The 20235-nt window shown below is 71.9% G+C and carries 20 protein-coding genes; 11 read left to right on the plus strand and 9 right to left on the minus strand.

The window, feature by feature from the left end; genetic code table 11:
* Positions 1 to 24 precede the first annotated feature (24 nt).
* The 3 genes from HWD93_RS04170 to HWD93_RS04180 form a co-directional block, all read right to left on the minus strand.
* Entirely contained in the window at positions 25 to 315 is a 291-nt protein-coding gene (locus HWD93_RS04170) for a hypothetical protein (RefSeq protein ID WP_071295411.1), read from the minus strand.
* A 27-nt stretch (positions 316 to 342) separates the two neighbouring features.
* Positions 343 to 1953, minus strand: coding sequence for an ABC transporter permease (locus tag HWD93_RS04175; protein WP_261646120.1), 1611 nt, complete (start codon positions 1951 to 1953; stop codon positions 343 to 345).
* 61 nt (positions 1954 to 2014) lie between these two features.
* Entirely contained in the window at positions 2015 to 3703 is a 1689-nt protein-coding gene (locus HWD93_RS04180) for a sodium:proton antiporter (protein WP_071295413.1), read from the minus strand.
* A gap of 116 nt (positions 3704 to 3819) precedes the next feature.
* Between HWD93_RS04180 and HWD93_RS04185 the strand changes: the two genes are divergently transcribed.
* The 3 genes from HWD93_RS04185 to HWD93_RS04195 all read left to right on the plus strand — a co-directional run bounded on the left by HWD93_RS04185 (position 3820) and on the right by HWD93_RS04195 (position 7043).
* Positions 3820 to 5076 carry an inorganic phosphate transporter gene (locus HWD93_RS04185; RefSeq protein WP_083294992.1) on the plus strand — a complete coding sequence of 419 codons (1257 nt, stop codon included), beginning with the start codon at positions 3820 to 3822 and terminating at the stop codon, positions 5074 to 5076.
* Positions 5076 to 5372, plus strand: a complete 297-nt coding sequence (locus HWD93_RS04190; protein WP_070416529.1) for a hypothetical protein — start codon at positions 5076 to 5078, stop codon at positions 5370 to 5372. Before HWD93_RS04185 ends, HWD93_RS04190 begins: the two co-directional genes overlap by 1 nt.
* Before the next feature lie 198 nt (positions 5373 to 5570).
* The gene (locus tag HWD93_RS04195) at positions 5571 to 7043 is read left to right on the plus strand and encodes an aspartate ammonia-lyase (protein WP_070419138.1); all 1473 of its coding nucleotides are present in this window, start codon (positions 5571 to 5573) and stop codon (positions 7041 to 7043) included.
* 146 nt (positions 7044 to 7189) lie between these two features.
* On the opposite strand, the gene HWD93_RS04200 is transcribed toward HWD93_RS04195, so the two are convergent.
* Together HWD93_RS04200 and HWD93_RS04205 are read right to left on the minus strand one after the other, a co-directional pair.
* Positions 7190 to 8281, minus strand: a complete 1092-nt coding sequence (locus HWD93_RS04200) for a YihY/virulence factor BrkB family protein (RefSeq protein ID WP_070416528.1) — start codon at positions 8279 to 8281, stop codon at positions 7190 to 7192.
* 102 nt (positions 8282 to 8383) lie between these two features.
* A complete protein-coding gene (locus HWD93_RS04205) occupies positions 8384 to 9706 on the minus strand; it encodes an MFS transporter (protein ID WP_083403314.1) in 1323 nt (440 codons plus the stop codon).
* A gap of 79 nt (positions 9707 to 9785) precedes the next feature.
* Here HWD93_RS04205 and HWD93_RS04210 point away from each other — a divergent pair, with 79 nt between their 5' ends.
* The 3 genes from HWD93_RS04210 to HWD93_RS04220 are packed head-to-tail and all read left to right on the plus strand — an operon-like array spanning position 9786 to position 13296.
* A complete protein-coding gene (locus tag HWD93_RS04210; RefSeq protein WP_092094011.1) occupies positions 9786 to 10157 on the plus strand; it encodes an FKBP-type peptidyl-prolyl cis-trans isomerase in 372 nt (123 codons plus the stop codon).
* Complete coding sequence (locus HWD93_RS04215; protein ID WP_070416527.1) at positions 10157 to 10993, plus strand: aldo/keto reductase; 837 nt, start codon at positions 10157 to 10159, stop codon at positions 10991 to 10993. Before HWD93_RS04210 ends, HWD93_RS04215 begins: the two co-directional genes overlap by 1 nt.
* A gap of 59 nt (positions 10994 to 11052) precedes the next feature.
* Positions 11053 to 13296, plus strand: a complete 2244-nt coding sequence (locus HWD93_RS04220; protein ID WP_261646121.1) for an ATP-binding domain-containing protein — start codon at positions 11053 to 11055, stop codon at positions 13294 to 13296.
* A 166-nt stretch (positions 13297 to 13462) separates the two neighbouring features.
* On the opposite strand, the gene HWD93_RS04225 is transcribed toward HWD93_RS04220, so the two are convergent.
* Genes HWD93_RS04225 through HWD93_RS04235 form a run of 3 tightly spaced genes read right to left on the minus strand, consistent with a single transcriptional unit; the run spans position 13463 to position 15894 of the window.
* A complete protein-coding gene (locus HWD93_RS04225; RefSeq protein ID WP_092383984.1) occupies positions 13463 to 13735 on the minus strand; it encodes a protealysin inhibitor emfourin in 273 nt (90 codons plus the stop codon).
* Positions 13736 to 13763: 28 nt separating this feature from the next.
* On the minus strand, positions 13764 to 14813 hold the full coding sequence (locus tag HWD93_RS04230; protein ID WP_261646122.1) for a M4 family metallopeptidase: 1050 nt from the start codon (positions 14811 to 14813) through the stop codon (positions 13764 to 13766).
* A gap of 34 nt (positions 14814 to 14847) precedes the next feature.
* Positions 14848 to 15894: a glycoside hydrolase family 6 protein gene (locus HWD93_RS04235; RefSeq protein ID WP_261646123.1), complete on the minus strand. Its 1047-nt coding sequence runs from the start codon at positions 15892 to 15894 to the stop codon at positions 14848 to 14850.
* Between the two features lie 112 nt (positions 15895 to 16006).
* Between HWD93_RS04235 and HWD93_RS04240 the strand changes: the two genes are divergently transcribed.
* The 5 genes from HWD93_RS04240 (at position 16007) to HWD93_RS04260 (ending at position 18948) form a co-directional block, all read left to right on the plus strand.
* On the plus strand, positions 16007 to 16453 hold the full coding sequence (locus tag HWD93_RS04240) for a VanZ family protein (protein ID WP_175473608.1): 447 nt from the start codon (positions 16007 to 16009) through the stop codon (positions 16451 to 16453).
* A gap of 102 nt (positions 16454 to 16555) precedes the next feature.
* Positions 16556 to 16825 (plus strand): 30S ribosomal protein S15, encoded by a 270-nt coding sequence (gene rpsO, locus HWD93_RS04245; RefSeq protein ID WP_070416523.1) that lies wholly within the window; start codon positions 16556 to 16558, stop codon positions 16823 to 16825.
* Between the two features lie 139 nt (positions 16826 to 16964).
* Positions 16965 to 17615 carry a CE1759 family FMN reductase gene (locus tag HWD93_RS04250; protein ID WP_070416522.1) on the plus strand — a complete coding sequence of 217 codons (651 nt, stop codon included), beginning with the start codon at positions 16965 to 16967 and terminating at the stop codon, positions 17613 to 17615.
* 107 nt (positions 17616 to 17722) lie between these two features.
* Positions 17723 to 18031 carry a hypothetical protein gene (locus tag HWD93_RS04255; protein ID WP_261646124.1) on the plus strand — a complete coding sequence of 103 codons (309 nt, stop codon included), beginning with the start codon at positions 17723 to 17725 and terminating at the stop codon, positions 18029 to 18031.
* Entirely contained in the window at positions 18028 to 18948 is a 921-nt protein-coding gene (locus HWD93_RS04260) for an FAD:protein FMN transferase (protein ID WP_261646125.1), read from the plus strand. The genes HWD93_RS04255 and HWD93_RS04260 overlap by 4 nt, the downstream gene beginning before the upstream one ends.
* Here HWD93_RS04260 and HWD93_RS04265 read toward each other — a convergent pair whose 3' ends face one another.
* A complete protein-coding gene (locus HWD93_RS04265; RefSeq protein WP_261646126.1) occupies positions 18949 to 20142 on the minus strand; it encodes a hypothetical protein in 1194 nt (397 codons plus the stop codon).
* Positions 20143 to 20235: the final 93 nt, after the last annotated feature.

Genomic DNA, 20235 nt, shown 5'->3' on the forward strand with positions numbered 1-20235 from the left:
CCGTCGCCGTCCCAGCGCGTCGTCCTACCGGGTGGGGGTCTGCGTGCGAGTGCTGCCGGTGCGGGCTTCCTCGGCCGCGGCGATGACCTCGGCGTCACCGCTCCGTCCGCCGAGCGGGCGCACGAAGAAGTCGATGATGCCGAACACGATCGCGCCGATCATCGCGAACATCGCCCAGCCGACGAACAGCCCGGCGACGTTGCGGCCGTCGGCGGGGGCGAGCAGCACACTCGCCGCGTAGAACCCGACCGTCAGCACGAGGAACACGACGACGACGGTGACGAGGACGCGGTGCCAGGCGATGCGCGGGTTCATGACCCCAGGATACGCGGCGCCCGGGGCTCAGCGGTCCGCGTGCCGACCGTGCGGACGCTCGCCGGCGCCGTCGGCGGGGCGACCCGTGGCGTCGGCGCGACCCGGTGCCCTGGACCCGTCCGCCCGTGGGACGGGACGGGTGCGGGGGCCGGTCGCCGCGCCTCCTGGACGCTGCACCGGACCGGTGCGGTCCCCGCGGACGACGGGGATGCGACCCGTGGGCGTGGTCTCGGTCTCGAGGCCGTCGCGACCGCCCATGAAGACGTCGCCGCCGACGCGTTCGTCCTCCCAGTCGTCGTCGTGGAGGACGCTCAGCGTGCCGGTCTCGGTGGAGGTGAGCCCGTGGCGCTCGAGCTCGGCGTCGCGCTGCTTGCCGAGGAACTCGCGGTTCGCGGTCTGGGCGTCCTGGAACATCGTCGTGCGGCCGGTGACGATGGCACGGATGCGTCGGCGCTCCCACCACTGCTTGCCGAAGTACATGAGGACGAGTCCGGCGCCGGCGTAGCAGGCCATCGTGATGAGGCCGCGCGAGTACGACGGGCCGACGCCGTAGATCTGGTGCTTGATCATGTCGACCATGCTCGAGCCGACGACGACGTTGTTGAGCCACGCGAACGGCTCCGGCATGAACCACTTCGGGTAGGCGCCGCCGGACGACGGCATCGACAGGAAGACGAAGCAGATCATGGCCGGCGCGGCGATGAACCGGCCGACGAAGTAGCTCAGCCCGTTGACGGCGAGGCCGATCGCGACGATCCAGCCCCAGGCGATGAGGACGAGTTCGATCCAGTGCCCGTGGATGGCGCCGACCACCGGCCCGGCGAGGGTGTTCGTGATGAGCGAGATGACCAGGCCACCGACGACGATGACTGCCATGCGCGTGCGGTGCCGGAGCGGGCCGCCCATGATGCCGATGAACATCGCGACCATGTAGCCGCCGATGCACCAGGCGAGCATGACGTACATGGCGACGGTGCCGTACTCGTCCCAGGCGGGCAGCGGAGCCAGTTCGGTCACGGTGGGGGCGGCGACCCCGATGCCGGTCAGGACGGTTGTCAGCGTCACGGGCACGAGCGAGGCGACCTGGAACTGGTGCGCGGTGGCCTTGAAGACCTCGTTCGTCGAGGGGTCGTACGCCACGGCCATGGTGCCGGCGAGCACGTCGCGCTTCGCCTGCGCGAGGGAGTCGTAGGTGTGGAAGAGGTACTCGCCCGGCAGCGCCTTCTGCATCGCGGCCACCAGCGTCGGGTCGCTGCCGACGAGGGCCACGGGGACGTCGTGCGGGTGCGGGGCGTGGAACGCGAAGACGTAGCAGAGGCAGAAGCCGACGATGAAGAACAGCGGCATCCAGAGCTGCAGGCCGATCAACTGGAGCGACGGGTGCAGCGTCCCGAACCAACGCCGGTAGCCGCTGATGCGCTGCGGCTCCGGGACGGGTGCCTGCCGGACGCGACCGGAACCACCGGAGCCGGTGCGGGTCGGCCGGGTGCCGGCGACCGGGGCACCGCGTCGGGGCTTCGAACCACCGCGGGTGGACGGCCTTGTCGTGCGCTGCTTGGGAGCGGATGACTGCCGCGGCCCCCCGTCACGATCCGGGAGGTCGTTGTTCCTGGGGACGTCGTTCCGCGGCGTGCTCACTCGGCGATGCGCTCCTGTTCTGGGTCGGGCCGCCAGGATACGCCCGGGATCCTGGTCGCGGTCAGGACCGGCTGCGCGACGCCTGCGCCGAGTCCATCGCGAGTTCCTCGGCGTCGAGGGTCACGAGCACGCGGCGCATGACCTCCTCGTCGAGGTTGCCCTTCTCGCGTTCCTCGAGCACGATCTCGCGGCGGCGGTCGAGCAGTTCCCGCCGGATGTCCTGGATCTGGGCACCCCGCAGGCGGACCGGGGCGTTGCGCTCCTCGTCCTCCTCTTCCTCGGCGTCGCGGCGGAACGTCTCCGCCTGGCGCTCGAGCCGGGCCTTGAGCCGGTTCACCACGGCGTCGACGGCCTCGTCGCCGTACTGCTTCGACCAGTCCGGACGTCGCTTCTCGAGCAGCTCGATCGCGGCCTCGGTCGTGCGCTGGTTGAGGCGCATCTCGCTGCGGACGTCCTCCTCGCCCTCGGCCGGGTCCTGCACCTTGAGCGACCGGATCACGAACGGCAGGGTGAGTCCCTGGAGCAGGAGGGTCCCCACCGTCACGATGAACGCGATGATGAAGATGGTGTCCTGGGCCTTGATGTCGACCGGGTTCGCCACGACCGACACGGCGGCGGCGAGGGTCACCACGCCACGCATGCCCGTCCACGAGATGACGGTCAGCTCGCGCCAGTTGAGTTTCGGTTCCGCCGAGCCGCGCATCCACCGTAGGGACGGGTGGCCGCGGGACAGCCGGATGCGCAGGGGTCGGAACCACCTGCCGTTGAAGCGGTTGCGCACGTACGACTCGAACACGAAGAGCGGCCGCACGAGGATCACCACCACGAGCACCACGGCCGCGGCGGTCAGGGTCTGCCCGAGGCTGCGCTCGCTCTCGACGAGGTCCTGCACGACGGTGTTGAGCTGGAGCCCGATCAGGGCGAAGACGAACCCTTCGAGGATGACGTCGATGCTCGTCCAGAGCGGGCGCTCCTGCAGCCGGGTCGCGTAGCCCTCCTTCGGCGAGTTGTAGCCGATGTAGAGGCCGGCGGTCACCACCGCGATCACCCCGGAGCCGGAGAGGTCCTCGGCGAGGATGTACGCGACGAACGGCAGCAGGATGCTCATGATCGTCTCGACCACCGGGTCGTTGATCCGCATCCGGATCCAGTGCACCGCGACGCCGAGGACGATGCCGACCGCCAGCCCGACGCCGATCGCGAGGCCGAAGATCCCGAGGTCCTGCCAGATCGTCAGCGAGGTGCCCGCCGCGATCAGGGTGAACACGCGCACGAGCGTCAGGGACGCGGCGTCGTTGATGAGGCTCTCGCCGGACAGCACCGTCATCACGCGGCGGGGGAGCCCGAGCTTCCGGCCGATCGCAGCGGCCGACACCGCGTCCGGCGGGGCGACGATCGCGCCGAGCAGGATCGCCGCGGGCCAGTCCATGTCGGGGATGATGATGTACGCCGCGAGGCCGACGGCCAGTGCCGTGATGATCACGAGGAAGATGCCGAGTCGACGGATCTGCTTGATCGACTGCCGGAAGCTCTGCCACGACACGTCGAGCGCCGCCGAGTAGAGCAGCGGCGGCAGGATGATCGTCAGGATGACCTCGGAGTCGATCTCGATCGGCGGGAGGCCCGGCAGGAACGACGCGGCCAGGGCGACGGCCGTCACGAGCAGTGGCGCCGGCAGTCCCTTGGCCCGAGCGAACCCCGTCACCGCGAGCGATCCGACCAACAGGATGAGGAGCTCGACGGTGTCCATGCCGTCCATTCTCCCATCGGAATGGTTCCGGATCTGAACGAGTCCGAAGGCGACATGAACAGCAGGTGTCCGACAGGGTTTGCCAGGCGGCGTCCAGCCTGGGACACTTGCCCGCGGTGGACATCACACTCATAGTCGTCCTGGTCATCGCGTTGGCCCTCTTCTTCGACTTCACAAACGGTTTTCACGACACCGCCAACGCGATGGCGACCCCGATCGCCACCGGTGCGATGAAGCCCAAGGTGGCCGTCACGGTCGCCGCGGTGCTCAACCTCGTCGGTGCGTTCCTCAGCACCGCGGTGGCGACGTCGATCTCGCACGGCCTCATCAACGAGGGGCCCGGAGGCGTGGCGATCAGTCCGGAGATGATCTTCGCCGGGCTCATCGGGGCGGTCGTCTGGAACATGATCACGTGGCTGCGCGGCCTGCCGTCGTCGTCCTCGCACGCGCTGTTCGGCGGGCTCATCGGTGCCGCGATCGTCGGTGCGGGGTTCAACGCCGTCAACTACGCGGCCCTGCTGACGGTGGTGATCATCCCCGCGTTCCTCTCGCCGGTGATCGCCGCGCTGGTCTCGTTCCTGTCCACCCGGATCGCGTACCGGATCACCCGGCGCCCGGTCTTCCCGAACGAGCGCGGCGGCTTCCGCATCGGCCAGGTCTTCACGAGCTCGATGGTGTCGCTCGCGCACGGCACGAACGACGCGCAGAAGACGATGGGTGTCATCACGCTGACCCTCATCGCCTCGGGTGCGCAGTCGTCCGAGCAGGGCGTCCAGTTCTGGGTCGTCATCGCCTGCGCCCTGGCGATCGCCCTCGGCACGTACACCGGCGGGTGGCGCATCATCCGCACGCTCGGGTCCGGCATCACCGAGATCCGGGCGACGCAGGGCTTCGCGGCCGAGGCCTCGACCGCGGCGACGATCCTCGCCTCGAGCCACCTCGGGTTCGCGCTGTCCACCACGCAGGTGTCCTCCGGCTCGATCATCGGCGCCGGTCTGGGCCGCCGCGGGTCGAAGATCCAGTGGTCCACCGCCGGCAAGATCGTGATCGCCTGGTTCATCACCCTCCCGGCAGCCGCTGCCGTCGGCGCGGTCGCGTCCGGCATCGCCCGCCTCGGCGTCACGGGCCTCGTCATCGACGCGGTCGTCGGCGCCGCGGTGATCCTCGGGCTCTACCTGTGGTCGCTCCGCAAGCCGCACGAGCAGGCCGCCGCGATCGAGGTGGACGTCGCCGCCAACGCGGTGTTCACCCGCAAGGAGCTGCGTGACCTGCAGCGGAAGAAGCGCGCCGAGACCGTCGCCGCGCGTCGAGCCGAGCTGAGCCGCGAGCGCACCCTGCGCCGCATGGCCGGCCGCAAGGGAGGACGACGCTGATGAGCATCGACTGGTTCGCGTTCCTCACTGTGGCGATCGTGTCGCTCGTCGGCGCGTGCTTCGTGGTCACCGTGTACTCGATCGGCCTCCGCTTCTGGAGCGCCGCCGACACCCGCGCCGGCAAGTTCACCGTGAAGGACGACGGCACGATCGGTCCGGCGACGGTCGGGTTCCCGCACCCGTCGAACGTCACGACCGCCGTGCGCTGGTTCCGGACGCTGTCCGTCGCCTGCTTCGTCGTCTCCGGCGCGGCCGTCCTCTACGGCATCTACCTCATCGTCCCGCAGTTCCACTGACGCATCCCGCGCCGACCGGCGTGCGTGCCCTGGGCGCGACCCCTTGACGGCCTGGAGGCACGGTGCCGACCCGCACCGCGCCTCCAGGCCGTCACCGCGCGCGTCCACGGCGCCACCCGCGACGTCCGCGCACGTCGCGACGCGCCCGCCGGGGCCGGGGCCCGGCCCCGACCGGCCGGACGGGCTACCCTCGTGGGCGTGACCGGCAACGAAGCAGCACAGACCCGTACCGAGACCGACTCCCTGGGGTCGCGTGACGTCCCAGCGGACGCGTACTGGGGCATCAACACCCTCCGCGCCCTCGAGAACTTCCCCATCACCTCGGTGCCGATCGCGGTCTACCCGGACCTCATCGAGGCCCTCGCGACCGTCAAGCAGGCGGCCGCCCGGGCGAACAAGGCGATCGGGGTGCTCGACGCCGAGCGTGCCGACGCCATCGACCGTGCCGCGCAGGAGGTCCGCGACGGTTCGCTCCGGGACCAGTTCGTCGTCGACATCGTGCAGGGCGGTGCCGGTACCTCGACGAACATGAACACGAACGAGGTGCTCGCGAACCGCGCCCTCGAGCTCCTCGGCCGCGAGAAGGGCGACTACGGGTACCTGCACCCGATCGACCACGTCAACCGCAGCCAGTCGACGAACGACACGTACCCGACGAGCATCAAGCTCGCGATGATCCTCGGCGTGCGGCGGCTCGTGTCGCAGCTCGAGGCGTTGTCCGACGCCTTCGCGGAGCGCGGGCACGCCTTCCAGGACGTGCTGAAGATCGGGCGCACCCAGCTGCAGGACGCGGTGCCGATGACCCTCGGGCAGGAGTTCACCGGCTTCTCGCACACCATCCAGGAGGACGTCCTCCTGCTCAAGACGGTCATGCCGCTGCTCGCCGAGACGAACCTCGGCGCGACGGCGATCGGCACGGGCATCACGGCCGACCCCCAGTACCGCGACGAGGTCCGCCGCCAGCTGCAGGTCGCGTCCGGGCTCGACATCGTGACGGCCCCGGACCTCATCGAGGCGACGAGCGACGCCGGCGCGTTCATGACCCTCTCCGGCACCGTGAAGCGGAGCGCGGCGAAGCTCTCGAAGATCTGCAACGACCTGCGGCTGCTGGCCTCGGGTCCGCAGGCCGGCCTGGGGGAGATCACGCTCCCGGCGCGGCAGGCAGGGTCCTCGATCATGCCGGGCAAGGTGAACCCGGTCATCCCCGAGGTCGTGAACCAGATCGCGTTCGCGGTCGTGGGGGCGGACACCACGGTCACGATGGCAGCCGAGGGCGGGCAGCTGCAGCTCAACGCGTTCGAGCCGATCATCGCCCACTCGATCCTGCAGTCGCTGCAGTGGATGGCGAGCGGGTGCGCGACGCTCCGGGTGAACTGCGTGGCCGGGATCGAGGCGAACGAGGCGAAGCTCGCGGCCCAGGTCGACACGAACGTCGGCGTCGTCACCGCGCTCACGCCGTACATCGGGTACGCGGCCGCGGCGTCGATCGCGCACACGGCGTTGACGACCTCGACGCCCATCTCGACGCTCGTGACCGCGGCGGGGCTCATGGAGGAGGACCAGGTCCAGCGCGTCCTGAGCCCGGCGCGGCTGTCGGGCATCGAGCTGGCCACGGGGGCGATCCCGGTCGTCACCGAGGAGATGCTCGACCGGGCGGCGCGCGAGCGCTGACGCGCGGCGCGGCGCCGCGCCGCGCCGCGCCTCCGCAGTGTGCGAGGTTCCGCGCACGGTGCGGGGCAATCGCGCTCCCACACCGGTCGGAACCTCGCACACTGCGATCGCGGGCTCGCACCGTGCGAGCAGCGTTCACCCGGCGCCTACGGCATCGGCGGCTCGCCGACCCGCACCTGCCGGGACAGGTCCCGCAGGTGTTCCGCCGCCTCGGCACGGGCGGGATCGGCGTCGTCCTCGGCCGCCCGCTGCGCCGCGATCGTCCGGACGTGGTGTGCGGCGGCGATGTCGGCGTCCCGCCACCGGGCGAGCGTGAAGTTCCGCGTGACGTCGCGCAGCGGCAGCCGGATGGACTCGTCGGCCTCGATCCCGGCGAGGAGCTGGCGCATCCGGATCACCTCGGAGTCGAGCTCACCGCCCACCACGAGGACGAAGTTCGAGATGTACAGGTACACGAGCAGCAGGATCGCGCCACCGAGCCACCCGTAGGCCTTGTTGCCGCCGCCGATCGTCTCGACGTAGAGCGAGAACCCGAGCGTCGCCAGCGCCCACGTCACGATGGCGAACCCGGCACCGGCGGACACCCACCGCAGCTGCGGCGTCTTCACGTTCGGCGTCGCGTAGTACAGCACCGCGACCATCACGACGAGGTCGGCGGCGAGGATCGGCCACTTCACCACGTTCCAGAGGTCGTCGATCCACGGCGCCCACCCGAAGGACCGGATGACCGCGGCGGAGATCGTCGGGGTGCCGAGCAGGATCACGATCGCGATCGCACCGCCGGCCATCACGAGCAGCGTGACGAGGAGCATCATGCTGCGGAACTTCCAGATGCGACGCCCCTCCTCGACCTCGTAGGCGGTGTTCATCGCCCGGCCGAACGCCGTCGCGTACCCGGAGAGCGACCACAGCGTCAGCACGACGCCGATCGCGAAGCCGAGCCACGGGTTGTCCAGGGTGAGGAGCTGCCGGAGCGGACCCTCGAGGTGCGACGCCGTCTCGGGGCGGACGATGAACCCGAGGATCCCGATGATGTCCTCGAGGCTGTCGCCCTGCCGGTCCACGATCGACAGGGCCGACACCACGGTCAGCGTCGTCGGGAACACCGTGAGCAGCGCGAAGAACGTCAGCGACGCCGCCGCGTCGACGACGCGGTGCCGGATGACCGAGTGGTAGGTGCGCCGGACCACGGCGCGGACTCCCGTCCGCTGGAGGTCGCGCGATGCGCTGTCCGGCATGCGTTGTACGGTACCCGACACCTGCGGGCCAGGAGGCGCGGTGGCAGCCCGCACCGCGCCTCCCGTCCGGCCGACGGTCGCGTCCGGCGGCCGCTCCGCTCGTCAGTTCGCGTGCGGGTGCCGTGCGTCGTACCGGCGGAAGGACGGCACCGCGCGGAGGAGCAGCGCGACCAGGCCGATGATCAGCACGCCGCCGATGATCGGCGGGTACGCGATGCCGGCGGCGACCACCAGCCCCGCGTAGAGGTCGCCCAGCCGCGGTCCACCGGTGACGACGACGATGAAGATGCCCTGCAGGCGTCCGCGCATGCCGTCCGGGGAGGCGGCCTGCAGGATCGTGTTCCGGAACACCGAGCTGACGTTGTCGGCGCCGCCGGCCGCCGCGAGGAAGAGCGCCGCGAGGCCGAGCGCGGGCAGGATGCCGGTGCTGAACGCGTCGCCCTCGCGGCCGCCGAGCGCGTGGGCGCAGGCGATGACCACGCCGAACGCCGCGATGGCGCCACCGTAAGCGGTGATCGCCCAGCCGACCGCCTCGCCCTGGCGGCGGACGTGTCCGAGCGGACCGGAGAAGACGCTCGAGAGCAGGGCTCCGATCGCGTACGCCGCGGTGAGGGTGCCGACGGTGATCGACCCGCCGCCGATCACGAGCGCACCGATCGCGGGGAAGAGCACGCGGGGCTGCCCGAACGTCATCGCGACGATGTCGAGCACGAACGTCATGGTGATGTTCCGCGACCGTCGGAGGAACCGCGCCCCCTCGACGAGCGAGCTGAGCCCCGGACGGAGCGCGTCCCGGTCGGCGGCCATCCGCGGCAGGGTGAACACCCCGAGGAACGCGAACGTGAACAGGACCACGTCGATCGTGTACGTCGGGGCGAAGCCGACGGCCGCGATGAGCACGCCCGCGACCGCGGGACCCACCGTGACCTGGAACCCCGAGGCGATGCCGCCGAGGGCGCTCGCCGCCGGCAGCAGGTCCGTGCCCACGAGCCGGGGCACGATCGCGGAGCGGGACGCGTTGCTCACGGTCGCGGCGACGGCGTTGACCGTGGCGAGGACGTAGAGCAGGGCGACGCTGTGCAGTCCGAGCCAGGCGTGCGTGGCGATCAGGGCCACGGCGGCCCAGGCGATCACGGCGGACACGAGTGCGACGGTGCGCCGGTCGAACGCGTCGGCGAGCATCCCGCCGTAGAGGCCGGCGACGATCATCGGCAGGAGCGCGATCACGCCGACGAGGGCGACCGCGAAGGTCGAGCCGGTGATGTCGTAGACCTCGAGGCCGACGGCGACGGTGGTCATCTGCGTGCCGATGCCGGCGATGGCGGTGCCGAGCCAGAGCCGGGCGAACGCGGGGGAGCGGCGGAGCGGGGTGAGGTCGGCGAGGAGACGGCGTCGGCGCTCGCCGGTCGGTGTGGATGATGTCACGGTGGAACCATTCTGGGGGCTGCGGCGCCGTCCGTGGACGTGCGGGGCCATGTCCGCGCTCTCTGGTTGACTGGCGGGCATGACTGACCTGAACAGCAAGCCCGAGTTCGACGCCCCCGAGGGCCCCGCCCCCACCGAGCTCGTCATCACCGACATCGTCGAGGGCTCCGGCGACGTGGCCTCCGCCGGGTCGACCGTCAAGGTGCACTACGCCGGCGTCGAGTACGAGACCGGCGAGGAGTTCGACAGCTCGTGGAACCGCGGCGAACCGATCGACTTCCCGCTCGCCGCCCTGGTGCGCGGCTGGCAGGAGGGCATCCCCGGCATGAAGGTCGGCGGGCGCCGCAAGCTCGTCGTCCCGCCGGAGCTCGCCTACGGCCCCGCCGGCGGCGGCCACTTCCTGTCCGGCAAGACCCTGATCTTCGTCATCGACCTGCTCGGGGTCCGCTGATGCAGGTCGGCGCACCGACCATCGAGCTGAACGACGGACACCGGTTCCCGGAGCTCGGCCTCGGCACCTACGGGCTGAACGGCGACGAGGGCGCGGCGGCCGTCGGGACGGCGATCGCGGGCGGCTACCGGCTGCTCGACACCGCGCTCAACTACGGCAACGAGGACGCCGTCGGCAAGGCCGTCCGCGAGTCGGAGGTGGCGCGCGAGGACCTCGTCGTCACGTCGAAGCTCCCCGGCCGCCACCACGGCTACGACGAGGCGCACCGCTCGATCGACGAGACCCTCGGCAACCTGGGCCTCGACTCGGTCGACCTGTACCTCATCCACTGGCCGAACCCGTCCGTGGACAAGTTCGTCGACACCTGGAAGGCCTTCGTCGACCTCCGCGACAGCGGCAAGGTCCGCTCGATCGGCGTCTCGAACTTCACCCCGGAGCACCTGCGTCGCATCGTGGACGCCACGGGTGTCGCCCCGGCCGTGAACCAGGTCGAGCTGCACCCGTACTTCCCGCAGGGCGAACTGCGGAAGGTGCACCAGGAGCTCGGCATCGTCACCGAGAGCTGGAGCCCCCTCGCGAAGCGGTCGGAACTCCTCACGGAGCAGCCGATCGTCGACGCCGCCGCCGCGCACGGGGTCACCCCCGGGCAGGTCGTGCTCCGCTGGCACGTCCAGATCGGTGCCGTCCCGGTGCCGAAGTCCGGCGACGCGGCCCGGCAGCGCGAGAACCTCGACGTCTTCGGCTTCGAGCTGACCGACGCCGAGGTCGCGGCGATCTCCGGCCTCGAGCGCGGACGCCTCTGGGACGGCGACCCGGACACGCACGAAGAGATGTAGGAAGCCTCACTTCGGGATGGGGGGACTACACTGGGTTCCCCTGTCCCGAAGGGTTGTGTGTGTCAGAACCGACCGAGATCGACCGCGAGCGCGGCTACGTGGACGGCCTGTTCGGCCGTCTCGACGAGCTGACCGCCGAGGCCGAGCAGCGTCTCGCCGAAACCCGTCGTCAAGCGGTCGGCGGGAACCACCAGAGCCGCAGTGAGCGCGATGCGTACGCCCGGCTCTACGAGGACACCATCGCGACGCTCGAGCGCGTCGGCGACCGCCTGGTCTTCGGGCGGCTCGAGGTGTCCGAGCCGGACAACGACGAGGACTCGTTCCGCTACATCGGTCGCGTGGGCCTTCGGGACCGCGACCACCGACCGCTCCTGCTCGACTGGCGCGTCCCCGGTGCCAGCGCCTTCTACCAGGCGACCGCCGCGCACCCGATGGGCATGCGCGCCCGCCGGCACCTGACCCTCGACGGCCGCAGCGTCGTCGGCATCGAGGACGAGGTCTTCGACGCCACGCTCTACGACGACGAGCGCACGCACCTGCAGGGCGAGGGCGCGCTCCTCGCCGCGGTCACCGCCGAGCGCACCGGCCGGATGACGGACATCGTCGCGACGATCCAGGGCGAGCAGGACCGGATCATCCGCTCCCCGCTCGAGGGCGTCCTCATCGTCCAGGGCGGCCCCGGCACGGGCAAGACCGCCGTGGCCCTGCACCGTGCGGCCTACCTGCTGTACTCGTACCGCGAGCGGCTCCGGGGGTCCGGCGTGCTCATGGTCGGCCCGTCGCCGGCGTTCCTGACCTACATCGAGCAGGTGCTCCCGTCGCTCGGCGAGACCGGCGTGGTGATGGCCTCGCTCGGCTCGCTCTACCCGGGCGTGCACGCGACGAAGCACGACCAGCGCGACGTCGCCGCGGTGAAGGGCTCGGCCGAGATGGCGCAGCTGCTCCGTCGCGCGGTGCGGTCCCGCCAGGTCGTCCCGACCGAGTCGGTCACGCTCGACGTCGAGGGGGAGCGGCTCGTCGTGCCGCCCGAGCTCGTCGCCGACGCCATGAAGCGTGCGCAGGACCGCGGGAAGCCCCACAACGCCGCCCGCGTCACGTTCAACAAGACCGCGCTCGACGCCATGACGCGGTTGCTCGCCGAGCAGCTCCGCCAGCGCGGGACCACCGTCGACGAGGCGGACGAGAAGGTCCTGCGCGAGGACATCCGGTCGTCGTACGACGCCCGCGTGCTCCTCAACACCGCGTGGCTCCCGCTGCCGCCGGAGAAGCTCCTCGAGGACCTGTACGCCCGGCCGAACTGGCTCGCCTCGCTCACCCCCCACTGGACCCCGGAGCGCCGGGCCCTGCTGCTGCGTGAGCGGGGAGCCGCGTTCACGGTCGAGGACGTCCCGCTCCTCGACGAGGCCGCGGAGCTCCTCGGCCCGTTCGACCCCACCGGCGGTGCCGCCAAGCGCGCGGCGAAGGCCAGCCGCAACCGCGACATCGAGAACGCCCGCCAGGCCATCGAGAACATGGGCGTCGAGGGCATCGTCACCGCCGAGCAGGTCGCCGGCTCCTTCGCCGAGGGCGGCGACCCCCGCTCCACCGCCGAGCGCGCCGCCGAGGACCGGGAGTGGACCTACGGCCACATCGTCGTCGACGAGGCGCAGGAGCTCTCCCCGATGCAGTGGCGGGTGCTCGCCCGCCGGAACCCGCTCCGCTCGTTCACCATCGTGGGGGACATGGCGCAGGGGTCCTCGCCCGGGGCCGCCCGCACGTGGGACGACGTCGTCGGCGCCCTCGCCCGCCGTCGTCGGGGCCGCGCGCCCCAGGTGCCGATCGAGCACCGCGTCGAGGAACTCACGGTGAACTACCGCACGCCGCGCTCGATCGTCGAGGCCGCCGGGGCCTTCGCGGACGCCGCCGGCCTCGCGGTGACCCGGACCGAGGCCGTGCGCGACGGCGACCCCGTGGTGCGCGTCACGTCCAGCCGGGCCGAGGTGCTCGACACGGTCGCCGCGATCGTCGGCAGCGAGCGGGAGCACATCGGCGCCGGCACGATCGGCGTCATCGTGCCCGAGGCCGACGTGGACGCGGTCCGCGAGCGGTTGGCCCGGACCGAGGTGGACGTCCGGTCGCTCGGGTCGCCCCGGCCGGGATCCGTCACGGTGCTCACGGGCGCCGATGCGAAGGGGCTCGAGTTCGACGGCGTGCTGCTGGTCGACCCGGAGCGGGTCGGTGCGGACGCGGCGCGTGCGGCTGCCGCCGTGTACGTCGCCATGACGCGCCCGACGCGCCGCCTGACCGTCGTCGACGTCGCCTGAGCGCGGCGCGCGTCACTTCGTGAGCGCGGCGCGCGTCACTTCGTGAGCGCGGCGCGCATCACTTCGTGAGCAGGAATGGTCGGGTGCGCGCGGGCGACCCGACCGTTTCTGCTCACGAAGCGGGCGCACGAGCGCGCGGGCGCACGGGAGGCGCGGCGCACGTCCGTCAGGTCGGGGTGCCCTCGGCCCGCACGCGCGTCACCAGCGCCGCCCACGGGCCGTCGAGGCGGGTGCCGGGGATCGTGACCGTCGTCCGTTCGACCGTGATCGTCCACGTGAAGTCGTCGCGGACACCCGGCGCAGGGGCACTCGGGGCGTCGCGGGGCAGGGCACCGACGAGCGCCGACCACCCGCCCGGGTCGTCGCAGGCATCGGTGTCGACGCGCCAACCCCTGGTGGTGCCGGCGATGCCCCCACTGCGGCGGACGTCGATGTGCATGCCCCCGACGGTACGCCGGCAGCCCGGCTCAGTCGAGCACGCCGACCGTGCGCCAGGCGTCCTGCACCGCGGTGTGCTGCGCCGACCCGTCCCCGAAGCGCGTGCGGGCGGCGTCGACGGTGACGGTGGCGAACCCGGCGAAGTCGATCGAGGCGGTGACGGCGTCGGACGTGAGGGCGTCCCACCAGACGGCTCCGGCGCCTTCCCACGCGTTGCCGCCGATCGCCGTGGCGGCCAGGTAGAAGGCGTGGTTCGGGATGCCGGAGTTCGTGTGCACGCCGCCGGAGTCCTCGGTGGTGTCGACGTACCCGGCCATCGTCGCGGGCTGCGGGTCCTTGCCGAGCGCCGGGTCAGCGTAGGCGGTGCCGGGGGCCTGCATCGACCGCAGTGCGACGCCGTGCACGGCCGGCGTGAAGAGCCCCTCGCCGATGAGCCACGACGCCTGGTCGGCGCTCTGGCGTCGGGCGTACTGGGCGACGAGCGAGCCGAAGACGTCGCTGATCGACTCGTTCAGCGCCCCGGACTGCCCCTCGTACGTGAGGTCGGCGGTGTACTGGGTCACGCCGTGCGCGAGTTCGTGGCCGATGACGTCGACCGCGATCGTGAAGCGGTTGAAGACCTCGCCGTCGCCGTCGCCGAACACCATCCGGCTGCCGTCCCAGTAGGCGTTGTCGTAGTCCTGCCCGTAGTGCACCGTGGCGTCGAGGGGGAGGCCTGCGCCGTCGATCGACACCCGGCCGAAGACCTCGAGCCAGAAGGCGTGGGTGTCGCCGAGGCCCGTGTAGGCCTCGTCCACCGCGGGGTCGCCGGAGTCCGGGTCGCCCTCGCGCCGGACCGGGGTGCCCGGGAGCGTGGTGCTGCCGTGCGCGTCGGAGATGGTCCGCTGCGGCGACCGGTCGACCGCGCCGCTCACGCCCTGCGGACGGATCCGGTGCTCGTGCTTCGGACGCTGGACGGTGTCGAGCGACGCCAGCGCCGTCCGTGCCGCCGAGGCCGCGCGTGGGAAGCCCTGGGCGTCGGCAACGGCGCGGAGCAGGTAGGGCGGGACGACGGATCGGATGCGGTCGGTCGGGGTCATGGCGTCATGCAACCACCGGGCACCGACACCGCGGTCAGTCCTGCTTGCGGTTGTCCACGAGCCCGAGGGCGTACGACTCCCACCACTGTCCGGCGGCCGGCCCGCCGTTGCAGGTGCCGTCGCTCAGCCCCGGCGTCTTCACCCACAGCAGCGCGTCGAGCCGGGTGGAACCGCGGGTGACGTGCGGGGCCTGGCCGAGGCCGGCGCCGTCCGGGTTGCACCACGTGCCGCGCCAGCCCTGACCGTTGCGCGAGACGTCGATGACGAAGTGCGGGTCGCCGCCGATCGCGTCCGCGAGCCGATCGGCGTAGGCGCGTTCCTGGTCGACCCGGTAGAAGTTCGAGACGTTCGTGAAGAAGCCCTGCACCCGGTCGACCCCGGCCTCGCGCAGCCACTTCGCCATCGTCGCCGTCGGCACGCGGTTCTCGTTCCCGCCGTCGAGGTACACGGTGAGGCCGTGGCCGCTGAGCTCGTCGACGGCCTTGCGGATCAGGGGCAGGCGGTCCTGCTCGAGGCGCTTGCACACCTGGATCTGGGCGATGGCGTCCGGCTCGACGAGCACGACGGCCCGGGAACCCGCCATGGCCCGCACCGCCGACCGGACCCACGGCAGGTACTCGTCCGCGGCGGTCCCGCCCTTGGAGTAGCTGCCGCAGTCGCGGTCCGGGACGTTGTAGAGGACGAACACCGGTGTCTTCTGCTGCCGCTCGGCGCTGCGGACGACGTCCCGGATGGTCTGACGCGTCTCGGACACCGAGGTGTTCGTCAGCCAGGTGGCGATCGGCTCGTCCGCGATGACGGCGATCTTCCGGGCCGTGGTGTCGTCGCCGTCGGCACGGGCCTCGGACTCCCGCTTGCCGGGTTGGTTCTCGGCCTCGGGCTGCTCCGCGAGGCCGCCGGGGAACGCCTCGGACGCCGTCTTCCGCTCGGCGACCTGCCTGCCGGTGGGCTCGGTGCCGCGGGGGAGCACCAGCACGAGCGTCACGACGAGCGCGGCGACGACGACCGCGGCAAGCCCGATCCACGTCCACTGACGACGGCCGGGGCTGCGGCGTGCACGGGTTCCCTCGAGACTCGGCATGCGCCCATGCTCGCAGGTGCGCCCCCGGCGTGCCCAGGCCCGGCCCGTCCCGCCGGGCGTTCACCCAGCGTCGCCGCCGGTTCTTGCCAGGACCGTGTCCCAGACTAGCCGGATGTTCCGGAAGCTCCTCCTCCTCGCCCTGACCGCGGCGTACGCCTGGGTGATCTGGCGGATGACGCTGACCCCGCAGGTCTTCTCGGCGGCGCAGAACTCCCTCGTCCTGCACGCGATCGCCTGGGTGCAGCAGCTCCCGCACGGCACGTGGTTCAGCTACGACCGCGTGGAGTTCCTCGCCAACATCGCGATGTTCGTGCCCGTGGGGATGCTCGCCGCGCTCTGGCTCCCGCGCCGGTGGTGGATCCTCGGTGCGGTCGTCGCGGTCGTGCTCTCCACCGGCATCGAGTTCGCGCAGGCGACCTACCTGCCCTACCGCGTGGCCGATCCGCGCGACGTCCTGTCGAACGGCCTCGGCGGCCTGCTCGGCGCGACGCTCGTCGGCCTCGTCCGCAGTCTCTTGCCGGCACCGCGTCGACGTCGGCTGCGCGCCAGGACCGTCTAGCGATCTGGTAGTCTTGCGCGGTTGCCGTCGAACGGCCGCGGACAAAGAGCGCTCGTGCATCAGGCACGGGCACCGCGCAACGGACTGAAAGGGGATCTACGCATGGCACTTGACGCGAAGGTCAAGCAGGAGATCATCGAAGAGTACGCGACCCACCCGGGCGACACCGGTTCCCCCGAGGTCCAGGTCGCCGTTCTGACGCGTCGTATCAACGACCTGAACGAGCACCTCAAGGAGCACAAGCACGACCACCACTCGCGTCGTGGTCTGCTGCTCATGGTCGGTCAGCGTCGCCGTCTCCTCGGTTACCTCTCCGACGTCGACATCGCCCGCTACCGTGCGCTCATCGAGCGTCTCGGCCTGCGTCGCTAGTCGACCGACCCACGGCTTGACCGAACGCCCCGGCCCTCACACGAGGACCGGGGCGTTCTCCGTTCCCCCGGGAATGGTTGCGGGGGACGTGCGGTTGGGTACGATGTTCATGCAAACGCATCGAAAGTCGGGACTCACCATGACCACCATCGCCGTCGTCTCCGCCGGGCTCTCCGAGCCCAGCTCCACCCGCCTGCTCGCCGACCGCCTGGGCGAGGCCACGATCGCGGCGCTCGCCGCACCGAGCCCGTCCGGCCTGCCAGGAGGCGCGGCGCACGTCCTGCACGTCGACCTGCGTCCGCTGGCGCACGAGATCACCGACGCGATGCTCACCGGGTTCGCCGCACCGGCGCTGTCCGCCGCGATGGCGACGGTCGTCGAGGCCGACGCCGTGGTGTTCGTCACGCCGATCTTCACCGCCGGCGTGAGCGGTCTGGCGAAGTCGTTCCTCGACGTGCTCGACAAGGACTCGCTCGCCGACATGCCGGTCCTGCTCGGAGCCACCGGCGGCACCGCACGGCACTCGCTCGCGATCGAGCACGCGCTGCGTCCGGTGTTCGCGTACCTCCGCGCCGCGGTCGTCCCCACCGGTGTGTTCGCCGCCACCGACGACTGGGGGAGCGAGGGCGACTCGGCCGCACTGGACGGTCGCATCCGCCGGGCCGGGGAAGACCTTGCCTGGGCGATCCGCGCCTCCCGTCGGACCCCGCAGGAAGCCGACGCGCTCCCCGAGACGGCGGACTTCGCGTCCCTGCTCGGTGGGCTCGGCCACTCGGCCGTGCGCTCTTAGGCCGGCCACAGGGGTCGTCGGGCGGGGGTGCAGCCCCTGCCCGGCCCGCTCACCGGTCGGCTCGGGAACCTCGTCGTGACGACCGATCGTGACGACGAGGAGGACCGATGGACACCAGGGGCAACGGCCGGCGACCCGGCTGGACGACGAGTGCGCTCGTCAGCGTGGGCGGGCTCGTGGTCGCGGCCCTGACCGGGGCCGGGGTGTGGTTCGGGCACGAGCAGGCCACGACGGGCTCGGCCGACTCGTCGACGAGTGACGCCGGGACCTCGTCCGACGCCGGGACCGCGACCGACTCCGGGACCTCGTCCGACACGGGGAGCTCGACCGACTCCGGGACCTCGTCCGACCAGGGCGTGAGCCAGGGCACGACCGGTGGCTCCGGCTCCTCGGACGCGACCACGACGGGATCGTGACCGTGCGTGCCGCAGCCGAGTGGGACCTCTGGACCACCACCGCCCGCGTCGTCCTCGACCACCGAGACCGCCGCCACCTCGCCGCCGCACGGGCATGCGTCGTCGAGGTCACCGCCGCCGTCGACGCGGCGTGCAGCCGCTTCCGCAGCGACTCCGAGCTCGTCGCCCGCGCCGCCGACCTGGTCCGCGGCGCCGAGGTCTCCCCGCTCCTCGCCGCACTCGTGCACCACGCGCTCGACGCCGCACGCGCCTCCGACGGCGACGTCGACCCGACCCTCGGCGCCCGCATGGCGTCGCTGGGCTACGACGCCGCGTTCGCCGACGCCCCACCCGTGCCGACGCCCGAGGCCGTGGCCCGAGCGCTCGACGGTCGCCCGGCGTGGCAGCGGGTCCTGCTGTCCGGCACCTTCCTGCGTGTGCCCGAGGGCGTCACGCTCGACCTCGGAGCCACCGCCAAGGCCGCCGCTGCCGACATGGCCGCGGCGAGCATCACCGCCCGCCTCGGCATCGGCGCGCTCGTCTCGCTCGGCGGGGACGTGGCGACGGCCGGGCCCGACCCGTCCGGCGGCTGGCAGGTCCGGGTGCAGGACCTCGACGACGACCCCGCCGACCAGGTGCGGATCGCTTCCGGCTGGTCCGTCGCGACCTCGAGCACCCGGAAGCGGCGGTGGGAGCAGGACGGCCACGCCCGGCACCACATCCTCGACCCGCGGTGGGGGCTGCCGGCCGAGCCGGTCTGGCGCTCGGTGACCGTGGTCGCGCCGTCGTGCGTCACCGCGAACACGATGACGACCGCCGCGGTCGTCCGCGGACACGGTGCCACCGAGATGCTCCGGCGGAGCGGCCGCGCGGCACGCCTGGTCGCTGCGGACGGCACCGTCGTCCGGATCGGGGGCTGGCCCGCCGACGACGGCTGATCAGTACCAGTGCGGGTTGACGCTCATCTCGTGGTTCCACGCCCCGCACGGCGAGCCGTAGGCGTCGTGGATGTAGGCGAGGCCCCAGTTGATCTGGGTCGCCGCGTTCGTCCGCCAGTCCGCGCCGGCGACGGACATCTTCTCCGCCGGGAGCGACTGGGGGATGCCGTACGCACCGCTCGAGACGTTCAGGGCGTTCGCGCGCCAGCCGGACTCCTGCGTCCACAGGGACACCAGGCACGAGAACTGGTCCGACCCCCACCCGTACGACCCGATGGCGCTGCGGGCGTAGGCCTGGGCACCCGCCGGATCGACCACGACGCCGCCCGTGCTCGGGTAGGACGAACCGCCGCCGCTCGTCGACGGCACGGCGGAGCTCGGTGCCGCCTCGGCTGCTGCTGCCGCGGCCGCCTCCTCGCGCTTCCGCTGCTGTTCGGCCTTCTGCGCCGCGACCTGCACGCCGAGCTGGTAGCGCTGCTCGGTCTTCGCGGTGGTGTCCTTGAGCGACGCCAGCTGGGCGTACAGCTCGTCGCTGTGCTGCTGCGTGTCGTCGACCGCGGCGTCCGCGGCGGCCTCGGCGTCCTTCGCCGCACTCGCCTTCGTCTCGGCGGCGTCGGCCAGGTCGGCGCGTTCGTCCTCGGCACGGGTGGCCTGGTCGTGCAGCGAGGACGCGGTCCTCGCGGCGACCGAGGCGTCGTCCATCACGCCGGCCCACGTCGACGACAGCTGGTCGAGCGCGCCGAGCTGGTACAGCAGCTGGGAGGGGTCCTTCGCCGTCGCGATGCGCGTGGTCATCTGGCTCGAGCTGCCGTCGCGGTAGAGGTTCGCGGCGAGCTGGCCGGCGCGCTGTTGGGCGCGGTCCGCGGTCTTCGCCGCCTGGTCCGCCTGGGTCTGGAGGCTCGTGGAGGCCTGGGTGGCCGACGCCAGTGCCGCCTCGGCCGCGTCCGCACGCTGGGACGCCACGAGCGCGGCCTGCGACTTCACGGCTGCGGCCTGCTGGGCGGACTCCAGTGCCGCCTGGACCCTGGCGACCTCGGCCTTCTTGGTCTGCTCGTTGCCCTTCGCGTGCTCGACGTCCTGCCAGCTCGGGTACTCCGTCGCGTTCGCCGGGACAGCGGTGACGACGGGGGCGACGAGCGCGCCGACGACCACTGCGGCCGCGACGAACCAGCCCCGGGAGGGGGTGAGGCGCATGGCAGCAGGCTAGCGAGGACACTCCGGTTCGCCGTGAGCCTCGCCGCCGAATCCCTGAGGACTGGTAAAGTCCATCACGTCCAGGGACCGTTT

Source organism: Curtobacterium sp. C2H10, assembly GCF_025407985.1.
In the GTDB taxonomy this organism is placed as follows: Bacteria; Actinomycetota; Actinomycetes; order Actinomycetales; family Microbacteriaceae; genus Curtobacterium.

Coding starts and splice junctions, on each gene's coding strand:
- HWD93_RS04190 (WP_070416529.1), top strand. CDS start 5,076: ATGAGCATCGACTGGTTCGCGTTCCTCACTGTGGCGATCGTGTCGCTC.
- HWD93_RS04170 (WP_071295411.1), bottom strand. CDS start 315: ATGAACCCGCGCATCGCCTGGCACCGCGTCCTCGTCACCGTCGTCGTC.
- HWD93_RS04230 (WP_261646122.1), bottom strand. CDS start 14,813: ATGACCCCGACCGACCGCATCCGATCCGTCGTCCCGCCCTACCTGCTC.
- HWD93_RS04200 (WP_070416528.1), bottom strand. CDS start 8,281: ATGCCGGACAGCGCATCGCGCGACCTCCAGCGGACGGGAGTCCGCGCC.
- HWD93_RS04225 (WP_092383984.1), bottom strand. CDS start 13,735: ATGCACATCGACGTCCGCCGCAGTGGGGGCATCGCCGGCACCACCAGG.
- HWD93_RS04180 (WP_071295413.1), bottom strand. CDS start 3,703: ATGGACACCGTCGAGCTCCTCATCCTGTTGGTCGGATCGCTCGCGGTG.
- rpsO (WP_070416523.1), top strand. CDS start 16,556: ATGGCACTTGACGCGAAGGTCAAGCAGGAGATCATCGAAGAGTACGCG.
- HWD93_RS04215 (WP_070416527.1), top strand. CDS start 10,157: ATGCAGGTCGGCGCACCGACCATCGAGCTGAACGACGGACACCGGTTC.
- HWD93_RS04255 (WP_261646124.1), top strand. CDS start 17,723: ATGGACACCAGGGGCAACGGCCGGCGACCCGGCTGGACGACGAGTGCG.
- HWD93_RS04240 (WP_175473608.1), top strand. CDS start 16,007: ATGTTCCGGAAGCTCCTCCTCCTCGCCCTGACCGCGGCGTACGCCTGG.
- HWD93_RS04265 (WP_261646126.1), bottom strand. CDS start 20,142: ATGCGCCTCACCCCCTCCCGGGGCTGGTTCGTCGCGGCCGCAGTGGTC.
- HWD93_RS04235 (WP_261646123.1), bottom strand. CDS start 15,894: ATGCCGAGTCTCGAGGGAACCCGTGCACGCCGCAGCCCCGGCCGTCGT.
- HWD93_RS04210 (WP_092094011.1), top strand. CDS start 9,786: ATGACTGACCTGAACAGCAAGCCCGAGTTCGACGCCCCCGAGGGCCCC.
- HWD93_RS04250 (WP_070416522.1), top strand. CDS start 16,965: ATGACCACCATCGCCGTCGTCTCCGCCGGGCTCTCCGAGCCCAGCTCC.